Annotated in this window: 13 protein-coding genes and 3 pseudogenes; 13 read left to right on the plus strand and 3 right to left on the minus strand. The window is 55.1% G+C overall.

Going from position 1 to position 11,137, the window contains the following annotated elements:
• The first annotated feature begins 155 nt into the window (after positions 1-155).
• Positions 156-548 (plus strand): transposase, encoded by a 393-nt coding sequence (locus HV213_RS31620; RefSeq protein WP_074143888.1) that lies wholly within the window; start codon positions 156-158, stop codon positions 546-548.
• Positions 549-864: 316 nt separating this feature from the next.
• Here the strand turns inward: HV213_RS31620 and HV213_RS31625 are convergent, their stop codons facing one another.
• The gene (locus HV213_RS31625; protein ID WP_001752509.1) at positions 865-1,365 is read right to left on the minus strand and encodes a non-heme ferritin-like protein; all 501 of its coding nucleotides are present in this window, start codon (positions 1,363-1,365) and stop codon (positions 865-867) included.
• A gap of 339 nt (positions 1,366-1,704) precedes the next feature.
• Here HV213_RS31625 and HV213_RS31630 point away from each other — a divergent pair.
• Positions 1,705-2,180 (plus strand): annotated as a pseudogene (locus tag HV213_RS31630) (IS1 family transposase); the annotation flags it as partial.
• A gap of 32 nt (positions 2,181-2,212) precedes the next feature.
• Here the strand turns inward: HV213_RS31630 and merR are convergent.
• Positions 2,213-2,668: an Hg(II)-responsive transcriptional regulator gene (merR, locus tag HV213_RS31635; protein ID WP_001166628.1), complete on the minus strand. Its 456-nt coding sequence runs from the start codon at positions 2,666-2,668 to the stop codon at positions 2,213-2,215.
• 71 nt (positions 2,669-2,739) lie between these two features.
• On the opposite strand from merR, the gene merT reads away from it, so the two are divergent.
• From merT to HV213_RS31690, 11 genes and pseudogenes are all read left to right on the plus strand, one after another.
• Entirely contained in the window at positions 2,740-3,135 is a 396-nt protein-coding gene (gene merT, locus HV213_RS31640; protein WP_001294653.1) for a mercuric ion transporter MerT, read from the plus strand.
• A 15-nt stretch (positions 3,136-3,150) separates the two neighbouring features.
• Positions 3,151-3,426 (plus strand): mercury resistance system periplasmic binding protein MerP, encoded by a 276-nt coding sequence (gene merP, locus HV213_RS31645; RefSeq protein ID WP_000732275.1) that lies wholly within the window; start codon positions 3,151-3,153, stop codon positions 3,424-3,426.
• Positions 3,427-3,453: 27 nt separating this feature from the next.
• On the plus strand, positions 3,454-3,879 hold the full coding sequence (gene merC, locus HV213_RS31650) for an organomercurial transporter MerC (protein WP_000522996.1): 426 nt from the start codon (positions 3,454-3,456) through the stop codon (positions 3,877-3,879).
• Between the two features lie 38 nt (positions 3,880-3,917).
• Positions 3,918-5,603 (plus strand): mercury(II) reductase, encoded by a 1,686-nt coding sequence (gene merA, locus HV213_RS31655; RefSeq protein WP_000209296.1) that lies wholly within the window; start codon positions 3,918-3,920, stop codon positions 5,601-5,603.
• 17 nt (positions 5,604-5,620) lie between these two features.
• Positions 5,621-5,986, plus strand: coding sequence for a mercury resistance co-regulator MerD (merD, locus tag HV213_RS31660; protein WP_001277466.1), 366 nt, complete (start codon positions 5,621-5,623; stop codon positions 5,984-5,986).
• A complete protein-coding gene (gene merE, locus HV213_RS31665) occupies positions 5,983-6,219 on the plus strand; it encodes a broad-spectrum mercury transporter MerE (RefSeq protein WP_001087807.1) in 237 nt (78 codons plus the stop codon). Before merD ends, merE begins: the two co-directional genes overlap by 4 nt.
• A 50-nt stretch (positions 6,220-6,269) precedes the next feature.
• Positions 6,270-6,497, plus strand: a pseudogene (locus HV213_RS31670) (DUF3330 domain-containing protein); the annotation flags it as partial.
• Between the two features lie 129 nt (positions 6,498-6,626).
• Positions 6,627-7,184 carry a recombinase family protein gene (locus HV213_RS31675; protein WP_016236504.1) on the plus strand — a complete coding sequence of 186 codons (558 nt, stop codon included), beginning with the start codon at positions 6,627-6,629 and terminating at the stop codon, positions 7,182-7,184.
• A 44-nt stretch (positions 7,185-7,228) separates the two neighbouring features.
• Positions 7,229-8,197, plus strand: a pseudogene (locus HV213_RS31680) (DUF4158 domain-containing protein); the annotation flags it as partial.
• Positions 8,171-8,407, plus strand: a complete 237-nt coding sequence (locus tag HV213_RS33845) for a Tn3 family transposase (protein ID WP_176392666.1) — start codon at positions 8,171-8,173, stop codon at positions 8,405-8,407. The pseudogene HV213_RS31680 and the gene HV213_RS33845, both read left to right, overlap by 27 nt.
• 78 nt (positions 8,408-8,485) lie before the next feature.
• The gene (locus HV213_RS31690) at positions 8,486-9,490 is read left to right on the plus strand and encodes an IS110-like element IS4321 family transposase (protein ID WP_000427623.1); all 1,005 of its coding nucleotides are present in this window, start codon (positions 8,486-8,488) and stop codon (positions 9,488-9,490) included.
• A gap of 313 nt (positions 9,491-9,803) precedes the next feature.
• On the opposite strand, the gene HV213_RS31695 is transcribed toward HV213_RS31690, so the two are convergent.
• A complete protein-coding gene (locus HV213_RS31695; RefSeq protein ID WP_047693655.1) occupies positions 9,804-11,081 on the minus strand; it encodes a DUF2254 domain-containing protein in 1,278 nt (425 codons plus the stop codon).
• Positions 11,082-11,137: the final 56 nt, after the last annotated feature.

Below are 11,137 nucleotides of genomic sequence, written 5' to 3' on the forward strand. Positions count from 1 at the left end.
GCCTTTTTGTTTCGGTCAGTCCCAAAATTTTGTTAAAGCAAGTTTAAAATGTCACCTGTTTCTCCAAAGTTGAAATGTCACTTCTAAGGAAGGTGCGAACAAGTTCCTGATATGAGATCATCATATTCATCCGGAGCGCATCCCAGAGGGACATCATGAGCCATCAACTCACCTTCGCCGATAGTGAATTCAGCACTAAGCGCCGTCAGACCCGAAAAGAGATTTTCCTCTCCCGCATGGAGCAGATTCTGCCATGGCAGAATATGACCGCTGTCATCGAGCCGTTTTATCCCAAGGCGGGCAATGGCCGACGGCCCTATCCGCTGGAGACCATGCTGCGTATTCACTGCATGCAGCATTGGTACATGAAAGCCAGCATCCGTGCCAGGGTGGAGCACCCGTTTCGCATCATCAAGCGGCAGTTCGGCTTCGTGAAAGCCAGATACAAGGGGCTGCTGAAAAACGATAACCAACTGGCGATGTTATTCACCCTGGCCAACCTGTTTCGGGTGGACCAAATGATACGTCAGTGGGAGAGATCTCAGTAAAAACCGGAAATAACGCCAGAAATGGTGGAAAAAATAGCCTAAATAGGCTGATTCGATGTGTTTGCGGGAAAAAAATCGGCCCAGATCCGCGAAATTTTAATCAGCGAGTCAGCTTGGGAAGAAATGACCTGCTTATTCGCACCTTCCTTAATATAAAGACACAAGCAGAGACATTTTTGGCACGATATAAAAACGCTAAGTTAAAAAATCACTATGACGTGTTGGGTATCAAATGTTCACTGGCATAAACCTCTGTTTCTGATGTAAAACAGATTTTCTGAGGAGGCGTAAAACCTCCTCGTACTGCGAAATTGATTTAGTGATAGCGATCGATCACGCCAACCAGATAGTGGTCGGTTTGCTGCATGTTGATGCCCGCTTTTTTAGCGCTGCGGACTTCATCCAGAATGATTTGCAACAGCGTCCCGTCCACGATTTCCTCTTTTCTGTATCGCTTCAGGAAGTTAATCGCTGACTTATCGTTTGCTGCCTGGGCGTCTTCCGTCAAAGAGGTCAGCGCATTAATGCGCTTCTGGTAATCGCTTACCGTCTGCTCAAACAGATCTTCCAGCGTGGAAAATTCACCGCACCGGGCGTGTTGCTCCTGTAACACCGGCGTGGCGCCGCTCTGTTTGATGTATTCGTACATGCGCATCATTTGCGTCACCGTATTTTGCGCCTGATGACGCAAAAATAGTGCGGTGCCATTAAGGCTATTCTCGCTGCACCTCTGGCTGAGCTGAAGATACAAATTTGAGGTATAAAACTCCTGATTCATTTGCGCATTCAGTTTTTGAACTATTCCGCTAGCGATCATAGGACTTCCTTATTTCTTGTCATCTCAGAAAACGGTCACTCTTCGAAAAAACAACCAGAATAAAAGCGATTCTTTCGCTTTTTTTATTGCGCCTGGTTACGCAGTCATATTCATTTTAAGTCGGGATGCTCCTTATTTAAATATCCAACCCTACTATCGCATTTCTATCTGGCATTATTCTGTGATGGTGTTTCGATATTCACACTCCCTGTGCCAATCCTTTCTTATCGACAGTAGGAAACTTCCTCCGGCTATTCTGCTGAACACGATTAGGGGCACTGTTGGGTGATGCTGCCAACTTACTGATTTAGTGTATGATGGTGTTTTTGAGGTGCTCCAGTGGCTTCTGTTTCTATCAGCTGTCCCTCCTGTTCAGCTACTGACGGGGTGGTGCGTAACGGCAAAAGCACTGCCGGACATCAGCGCTATCTCTGCTCTCACTGCCGTAAAACATGGCAACTGCAGTTCACTTACACCGCTTCTCAACCCGGTACGCACCAGAAAATCATTGATATGGCCATGAATGGCGTTGGATGCCGGGCAACCGCCCGCATTATGGGCGTTGGCCTCAACACGATTTTCCGCCATTTAAAAAACTCAGGCCGCAGTCGGTAACCTCGCGCATACAGCCGGGCAGTGACGTCATCGTCTGCGCGGAAATGGACGAACAGTGGGGATACGTCGGGGCTAAATCGCGCCAGCGCTGGCTGTTTTACGCGTATGACAGGATACGGAGGACGGTTGTGGCGCACGTCTTCGGTGAACGCACTCTGGCCACACTGGAGCGTCTTCTGAGCCTGCTGTCGGCCTTTGAGGGGTCGTCTCAGAATTCGGAAAATAAAGCACGCTAAGGCGTAGTCACCCCGTGACTCCCCCGCGCCGATGCAGCGAGCTTCGTTCCGTCTTGCAGTGACGCAATCAGCGGGCAGGAAACGTTCCCTTTCCGCGCATGGCAGGCGCACACCAGTTCAGACAGCACGGCCTCCATGCGTGCCAAGTCGGCCATCTTCTCGCGCACATCCTTGAGCTTGTGCTCGGCCAGGCCGCTGGCTTCCTCGCAATGGGTGCCATCCTCCAGCCGCAGTAGCTCGGCGATTTCGTCCAGGCTAAAGCCCAGCCGCTGGGCCGATTTCACGAACCGCACTCGTGTTACATCCGCCTCGCCATAGCGGCGAATGCTGCCATAGGGCTTGTCTGGCTCCGGCAGCAGGCCCTTGCGCTGGTAGAACCGGATGGTCTCCACATTGACCCCGGCCGCCTTGGCAAAAACGCCAATGGTCAGATTCTCAAAATTAATTTGCATATCGCTTGACTCCGTACATAACTACGGAAGTAAGCTTAAGCTATCCAAACCAAATTTGAAAGGACAAGCGTATGTCTGAACCACAAAAGTCTGAACCACAAAAGTCTGAACCACAAAAGTCTGAACCACAAAACGGGCGCGGCGCGCTCTTCGCCGGTGGGCTGGCCGCCATTCTTGCGTCGGCCTGCTGCCTGGGGCCGCTGGTTTTGATCGCCTTGGGGTTCAGCGGGGCATGGATCGGCAACCTGACGGTGCTGGAACCCTATCGCCCGATCTTCATCGGCGCAGCGCTGGTCGCGCTGTTTTTCGCCTGGCGGCGCATCTACCGCCCGGCGCAAGCCTGCAAACCGGGTGAGGTCTGCGCGATTCCCCAAGTGCGAGCTACTTACAAGCTCATTTTCTGGATCGTGGCCGCGCTGGTCCTGGTCTCGCTCGGATTTCCCTACGTCATGCCATTTTTCTATTAATCACAGGAGTTCATCATGAAAAAACTGTTTGCCGCCCTCGCCCTCGCTGCCGTTGTTGCCCCCGTGTGGGCCGCCACCCAGACCGTCACGCTGTCCGTGCCTGGCATGACCTGCGCCTCTTGCCCGATCACTGTCAAGCACGCGCTTTCCAAGGTTGAGGGCGTGAGCAAGACCGACGTAAGTTTCGACAAGCGCCAGGCCGTCGTCACCTTCGACGATGCCAAGACCAACGTCCAGAAGTTGACCAAGGCGACCGAGGACGCGGGCTATCCGTCCAGCCTCAAACGCTGATCCGTTAACCGAACTCGGGAGCGACACATGGGACTCATCACGCGCATCGCTGGCAAAACCGGCGCGCTCGGCAGCGTCGTTTCCGCGATGGGCTGCGCCGCCTGTTTTCCTGCCATCGCCAGCTTTGGCGCGGCCATCGGACTGGGCTTCTTGAGCCAGTACGAGGGGCTATTCATTGGCATCCTGCTGCCGATGTTCGCCGGCATCGCGTTACTCGCCAATGCTATCGCTTGGCTCAATCATCGACAGTGGCGACGCACGGCGCTCGGCACGATAGGCCCGATCTTGGTGCTGGCAGCGGTGTTTTTAATGCGGGCTTACGGCTGGCAGAGCGGTGGACTGCTCTATGTCGGCCTGGCCTTGATGGTTGGGGTGTCGGTCTGGGATTTCATCTCGCCAGCACATCGCCGCTGCGGGCCGGACAGCTGTGAATTGCCAGAACAACGTGGCTGACGGCAACAGCCGTAGCCACCACAGAAAAGGAAAAATACATGACCACCCTGAAAATCACCGGGATGACCTGCGACTCGTGCGCGGCTCACGTCAAGGAAGCCTTGGAGAAAGTGCCCGGCGTGCAATCGGCGCTGGTGTCCTATCCGAAGGGCACAGCGCAACTCGCCATTGAGGCGGGCACGTCATCGGATGCGCTGACTACCGCCGTGGCCGGACTGGGCTACGAGGCAACGCTTGCCGATGCGCCACCGACGGACAACCGCGCCGGCCTGCTCGACAAGATGCGCGGCTGGATAGGGGCCGCTGATAAGCCCAGTGGCAACGAACGCCCGTTGCAGGTCGTCGTCATTGGTAGCGGTGGAGCCGCGATGGCGGCAGCACTGAAGGCCGTCGAGCAAGGCGCGCAGGTCACGCTGATTGAGCGCGGCACCATCGGCGGCACCTGCGTCAACGTCGGTTGTGTGCCGTCCAAGATCATGATCCGCGCCGCCCACATCGCCCATCTGCGCCGGGAAAGCCCATTCGACGGCGGCATGCCACCCACACCGCCGACGATCTTGCGCGAGCGGCTGCTGGCCCAGCAGCAGGCCCGTGTCGAAGAACTCCGTCATGCCAAGTACGAAGGCATCCTGGACGGCAATTCAGCCATCACCGTTCTGCACGGTGAAGCGCGTTTCAAGGACGACCAGAGCCTTATCGTTAGTTTGAACGAGGGTGGCGAGCGCGTCGTGATGTTCGACCGCTGCCTGGTCGCCACGGGTGCCAGCCCGGCGGTCCCGCCGATTCCGGGCTTGAAAGAGTCACCCTACTGGACTTCCACCGAGGCCCTGGCGAGCGACACCATTCCCGAACGCCTTGCCGTAATCGGCTCGTCGGTGGTGGCGCTGGAGCTGGCGCAAGCCTTTGCCCGGCTGGGCAGCAAGGTCACGGCCCTGGCGCGCAATACCTTGTTCTTCCGTGAAGACCCGGCCATCGGCGAGGCGGTGACAGCCGCTTTCCGTGCCGAGGGCATCGAGGTGCTGGAGCACACGCAAGCCAGCCAGGTCGCCCATATGGACGGTGAATTCGTGCTGACCACCACGCACGGTGAATTGCGCGCCGACAAGCTGCTGGTCGCCACCGGCCGGACACCGAACACGCGCAGCCTGGCATTGGAAGCGGCGGGGGTAGCCGTCAATGCGCAGGGGGCCATCGTCATCGACAAGGGCATGCGCACCAGTAGCCCGAACATCTACGCGGCCGGCGACTGCACCGACCAGCCGCAGTTCGTCTATGTGGCGGCAGCGGCCGGCACTCGTGCGGCGATCAACATGACTGGCGGCGATGCGGCCCTGGACCTGACCGCAATGCCGGCCGTGGTGTTCACCGACCCGCAGGTCGCCACCGTGGGCTACAGCGAGGCGGAAGCACATCACGACGGGATCGAGACCGACAGTCGCCTGCTAACACTGGATAACGTGCCGCGTGCGCTTGCCAACTTCGACACACGCGGCTTCATCAAGCTGGTCATCGAGGAAGGTAGCGGACGGCTCATCGGCGTGCAAGCGGTGGCCCCGGAAGCGGGTGAACTGATCCAGACGGCGGTGCTCGCCATTCGCAACCGTATGACCGTGCAGGAACTGGCCGACCAATTGTTCCCCTACCTGACCATGGTCGAAGGGCTGAAGCTCGCGGCGCAGACCTTCAGCAAGGACGTGAAGCAGCTTTCGTGCTGCGCCGGATGAGGAAAAGGAGGTGTTCAATGAGCGCCTACACAGTGTCCCGGCTGGCCCTTGATGCCGGGGTGAGCGTGCATATCGTGCGCGACTACCTGCTGCGCGGATTGCTACGGCCGGTCGCGTACACCACGGGCGGCTACGGCTTGTTCGATGACACCGCGTTGCAACGGCTGCGCTTTGTACGGGCTGCCTTCGAAGCGGGTATCGGCCTGGACGCACTGGCGCGGCTGTGCCGGGCGCTGGATGCTGCGGACGGTGACGGTGCGTCTGCGCAGCTTGCCGTGTTGCGGCAACTCGTCGAGCGTCGGCGCGAGGCCCTGGCCAGCCTCGAAATGCAACTGGCCGCCATGCCAACCGAACCGGCACAGCACGCGGAGAGTCTGCCATGAACAGCCCAGAGCACTTGCCGTCTGAGACGCACAAACCGATCACCGGCTACTTGTGGGGCGCGCTGGCCGTGCTCACCTGTCCCTGCCATTTGCCGATTCTCGCCATTGTGCTAGCCGGCACGACGGCCGGCGCGTTCATCGGGGAGCACTGGGGTATTGCAGCCCTCACGCTGACCGGCTTGTTTGTCCTGTCTGTGACGCGGCTGCTGCGGGCCTTCAAGGGAAGATCATGACCGCTTCCCAGCCAGCCGAGAGTGGGCAGCTTTGAGCTTCGCTACCAATCTGGAGGAGTACCACCATGAACGCAAACGCCCCGAACACTGCCAGTTGCACCACCTGCTGCGTATGCTGCAAAGAAATTCCGCTCGATGCCGCCTTCACCCCGGAAGGCGCGGAATACGTCGAACATTTCTGCGGGCTGGATTGCTATGAACGCTTCCAGGCACGCGCCAAGGCCGCGACAGAATCTGACATTGCGCCTGTCCCTGGCGGTTCGCAGCCGTCAGATTGAGGCATACCCTAACCTGATGTCAGATGCTTGGCGCAAAGCACGTCAGAATAGAGTTGTAGTTTGTATTTATTGACACAAGCCGCCAAGGGTAATGGATTTCATCCTGACACTTTTACCTTTGGAGGCACCTTGCAAGGTCAACGTATCGGCTACGTTCGCGTCAGCAGCTTCGACCAGAATCCTGATCGACAACTGGAACAAATAGAAGTCGGCAAGGTATTCACCGATAAGGCTTCAGGCAAGGACACACAACGTCCCGAACTTGAAAGGCTGCTGGCCTTCGTCCGCGAGGGCGACACCGTGGTGGTGCATAGCATGGACAGGTTGGCACGCAACCTTGATGACCTGCGCCGCATCGTCCAAGGGCTGACACAACGGGGCGTGCGCATGGAGTTCGTCAAAGAAGGGCTAACGTTCACCGGCGAGGACTCACCGATGGCCAATCTGATGCTGTCGGTCATGGGAGCCTTTGCTGAGTTCGAGCGCGCTCTGATCCGCGAACGTCAGCGCGAGGGAATCGTGCTGGCTAAGCAGCGCGGGGCCTACCGGGGACGAAAGAAATCGCTGAACAGCGAACAAATTGCCGAGTTGAAACGGCGAGTTGCGGCAGGCGAGCAGAAAACCTTGGTGGCCCGTGACTTCGGCATCAGCCGCGAAACCTTGTACCAGTACCTGCGGGAAGACTGACCATGCCACGCCGCTCAATCCTGTCCGCCACCTAGCGCGAAAGTCTGCTGACACTGCCAGATGCCAAAGACGAACTGATACGGCACTACACGTTCAACGAAACCGACCTGTCGGTGATCCGTCAGCGTCGCGGCGCCGCGAATCGATTGGGCTTCGCCGTGCAGCTTTGCTACTTGCGATTCCCTGGCATCTTCTTGGGCGTCGATGATCCTCCATTTCTGCCCCTGCTGCGCATGGTGGCCGCACAACTCAAGGTGCCGGTGGGAAGCTGGAACCATTACGGCCAGCACGAGCAGACACGGCGGGAGCACTTGGTCGAGCTGCAAACGGTGTTTGGATTCAAGCCCTTCACCATGAGTCATTACCGGCAAGCCGTGCATACATTGACCGAAATGGCCTTGCAAACAGACAAAGGCATTGTGCTGGCCAGCACCCTTATTGAAAACCTGCGGCGGCAGAGCATCATCCTACCCGCCATGAATGCCATCGAGCGCGCAAGCGCCGAGGCCATTACCCGTGCCAACCGAAGCATCCATGCGGCATTGGCCGATTCCTTGATACCTGTCCATCGCCAGTGCCTGGACGAACTGCTCAAGCGCAAGGATGGTAGCAAAATGACGTGGCTAGCGTGGCTGCGCCAATCGCCCGCCAAGCCAAACTCGCGCCACATGCTTGAACACATCGAACGCCTCAAAGCCTGGCAGGCGCTTGACCTACCTGCTGGCATCGAACGGCAGGTACACCAAAACCGCTTGCTCAAGATCGCCCGCGAAGGCGGCCAGATGACGCCCGCCGACCTGGCCAAGTTCGAGTCGCAGCGGCGTTACGCCACCTTGGTAGCACTGGCCATCGAGGGCATGGCCACCGTCACTGATGAAATCATCGACCTTCACGACCGTATCATCGGCAAGCTGTTCAATGCGGCCAAGAACAAGCATCAACAGCAGTTCCAGGCTTCCGGCAAGGCGATCAACGACAAGGTGCGGATGTATGGGCGCATCGAGCGCACGCTGTTCATTCTGGATTGGCTGCAAAGCGTGGAGCTGCGCCGCCGCGTCCATGCGGGGCTGAATAAGGGCGAGGCGCTGGACGACACGTTGCTGCAATATCTGTCCCCGCTGGGGTGGGAGCATATCAACCTGACCGGCGATTACCTATGGCGCAGCAGTGCCAAGGTCGGTGCGGGGAAGTTCAGGCCATTGCGACCGCTGCCACCGGCTTAGCGTGCTTTATTTAATGAGATGGTCACTCCCTCCTTCCCGGTACTATGCTGAGGACAGGCTTTCATTCGGAGAACTATCATGGAAAACATTGCGCTCATTGGTATCGATCTGGGTAAAAACTCTTTCCATATTCATTGCCAGGATCGTCGCGGGAAGGCTGTTTACCGTAAAAAATTTACCCGGCCAAAGTTGATCGAATTTTTGGCGACATGCCCCGCTACAACCATCGCAATGGAAGCCTGTGGCGGTTCTCACTTTATGGCACGCAAGTTGGAAGAGTTGGGGCATTCCCCAAAGCTGATATCACCACAATTTGTCCGCCCGTTCGTTAAAAGCAATAAAAACGACTTTGTCGACGCCGAAGCTATTTGTGAAGCTGCATCGCGTCCGTCTATGCGTTTTGTGCAGCCCAGAACGGAATCTCAGCAGGCAATGCGGGCTCTGCATCGTGTCCGTGAATCCCTGGTTCAGGATAAGGTAAAAACAACCAATCAAATGCATGCTTTTCTGCTGGAATTTGGCATTAGCGTTCCCCGAGGAGCTGCCGTTATTAGCCGACTGAGTACCATTCTTGAGGATAATAGTTTGCCTCTTTACCTCAGCCAGTTATTGCTGAAATTACAACAGCATTATCACTATCTTGTTGAGCAGATTAAAGATTTGGAATCCCAGTTGAAACGAAAGTTGGACGAAGATGAGGTTGGACAGCGCTTGCTGAGCATTCCCTGCGTCGGAACACTGACAGCGAGTACTATTTCAACTGAGATTGGCGACGGGAAGCAGTACGCCAGCAGCCGTGACTTTGCGGCGGCAACAGGGCTTGTACCTCGGCAGTACAGCACGGGAGGTAGGACGACATTGCTGGGAATTAGTAAGCGAGGTAATAAAAAGATCCGAACTTTGTTGGTTCAATGTGCCAGGGTATTCATACAAAAACTGGAACACCAGTCTGGCAAATTGGCCGATTGGGTCAGGGATTTACTGTGCCGGAAAAGCAACTTTGTCGTCACTTGTGCTCTGGCAAACAAGCTGGCCAGAATAGCCTGGGCCCTAACGGCACGACAGCAAACTTATGTAGCATAACGGCAGAAATACACCGGTTTAAAGAATTACTGATCTGGTTTTGCGAATACTGATATTGATGATACTAACGGCCCACCGGCCTGTTGAGGAACCTGTAAAACGGAAAGGCTCATTGAAGCCGTATATTTTCTGGAGGTTCATCAGGCGCGGAACTCATCAAGGCGCGGGAATAAAATCCCATTCAGACGCCGGATAGATTCAAGCAAGCCAACTTGTCGTCAAAATCGGTGTTGCAAAAACGGGAGTGACCATAGATTCCGTTTTCCAAGCGGACCCCCTTTACTTGCCAACAACCGAATCGCTTGCTCCGCAACTATGGTTTTTTATTAGAATCTTCGCCACCAAATAAATTATAATAAATTGATTTTATTAGATATTTTTCAGAATTTATATGGTCAGCACGTGTTGCATGCTCTAATGTTTCAAATGCTAAATTATGCGCGGCCTCAGAAAATACCCCAGGCCAACCCTTACTCAGCATAGACAGTCCTTTAAGGACTCTTATCTGAATCTCCCTCATACTGGCGCCATCGCGCGCGACAGGTGAGAAAAAGTCTTCCAGTAGATCGTTATTCTGAAGTGGTGCAACATGAACTGAAGGATATTTCACTTCTATTTCATCAGATTTATTCTGCGCGTAAGTGGAAAGTATACGAACACCTCTGCCAATGACATCAATGGCGGTTCCAGGATCGTTCACTGCGGGGGAAAGGGCCCGGCAGGCTATTTCGGCCATGACGCTAAGACAAAATCGGGGATCCTGAGCAAATGAACGTACATCCGAGACAATAATCGTCTCAAGTAAATCGGCGCTGATTGATGACTCCTGGCCTTGACTCAGGTACAAAACTGGCATGGATGGATGTATGAAACTGCCTGGCTGCGCCACGAGGTATACATGACGGGGATCATTGGTCAGCAGTTTGCTAAGTTTCACCATATCAATATATTCAACATAGCCAATCTTCTTCGGATAAACTGCAACCGTTCCTTTCGGCTGTTCATTGTTCTCAAGCCATGGATATCCGCCGAGAAAGGGATTTCTTGCTCTCGCAATAAATGATTCGATGGCCGCCTGTTCTACTTTTGCCGTTGTCTCACCAACCCTCCCCAGAGAGGTCAAATGCTGTATCCAGCGAAGCAATGTGATGAGGATTAAGGCAATGACAACCAGTGTGACAATGAATAAAATGACTCTCCCCCTTTCTCCATAAGCTCCCATATTGAGGGCAATAATCCCTACCAGACTGAAGAGAAAAGAACCGATGAAGGTGGCCAGTACATTTTGTGTGGTCACGTCTTCAACAACTAAACGCGTAGCTCTGGGAGTCACATTAGTAGTGGCTGAACCGTAGGCTGTGACCATGATACTCAACGAAAAAGTGGTCACTGCCAGCATACTCGATGCCAGTATGTTCAGAATGTTATCGACTGCTTCCGCACCAACCTTCACGGAAACCGACTCAGGTATCATTGATTTAAAAAGAATTGATAAAAGGGCCGTTATTATCGCGACAATGGCGAATAACGTTGCCCTGAACCATAGCTTTTTAAATGTCTGCTTCAGAATCCATTTCCAGCGTGAAATCATTCTGCATTCCTCATATTGCGGCCGGGATAAATAATTGCCGCCCCCAGGACGGCATG

It is taken from the genome of Klebsiella sp. RHBSTW-00484, from assembly GCF_013705725.1.
In the GTDB taxonomy this organism is placed as follows: Bacteria; Pseudomonadota; Gammaproteobacteria; order Enterobacterales; family Enterobacteriaceae; genus Klebsiella.

What these genes read in the sequence shown, in the direction of transcription:
- HV213_RS31620 (WP_074143888.1), top strand. Translation starts at nt 156, where the DNA reads ATGAGCCATCAACTCACCTTCGCCGATAGTGAATTCAGCACTAAGCGC.
- HV213_RS31625 (WP_001752509.1), bottom strand. Translation starts at nt 1,365, where the DNA reads ATGATCGCTAGCGGAATAGTTCAAAAACTGAATGCGCAAATGAATCAG.
- merR (WP_001166628.1), bottom strand. Translation starts at nt 2,668, where the DNA reads ATGCAAATTAATTTTGAGAATCTGACCATTGGCGTTTTTGCCAAGGCG.
- merT (WP_001294653.1), top strand. Translation starts at nt 2,740, where the DNA reads ATGTCTGAACCACAAAAGTCTGAACCACAAAAGTCTGAACCACAAAAG.
- merP (WP_000732275.1), top strand. Translation starts at nt 3,151, where the DNA reads ATGAAAAAACTGTTTGCCGCCCTCGCCCTCGCTGCCGTTGTTGCCCCC.
- merC (WP_000522996.1), top strand. Translation starts at nt 3,454, where the DNA reads ATGGGACTCATCACGCGCATCGCTGGCAAAACCGGCGCGCTCGGCAGC.
- merA (WP_000209296.1), top strand. Translation starts at nt 3,918, where the DNA reads ATGACCACCCTGAAAATCACCGGGATGACCTGCGACTCGTGCGCGGCT.
- merD (WP_001277466.1), top strand. Translation starts at nt 5,621, where the DNA reads ATGAGCGCCTACACAGTGTCCCGGCTGGCCCTTGATGCCGGGGTGAGC.
- merE (WP_001087807.1), top strand. Translation starts at nt 5,983, where the DNA reads ATGAACAGCCCAGAGCACTTGCCGTCTGAGACGCACAAACCGATCACC.
- HV213_RS33845 (WP_176392666.1), top strand. Translation starts at nt 8,171, where the DNA reads ATGTATGGGCGCATCGAGCGCACGCTGTTCATTCTGGATTGGCTGCAA.
- HV213_RS31690 (WP_000427623.1), top strand. Translation starts at nt 8,486, where the DNA reads ATGGAAAACATTGCGCTCATTGGTATCGATCTGGGTAAAAACTCTTTC.
- HV213_RS31695 (WP_047693655.1), bottom strand. Translation starts at nt 11,081, where the DNA reads ATGATTTCACGCTGGAAATGGATTCTGAAGCAGACATTTAAAAAGCTA.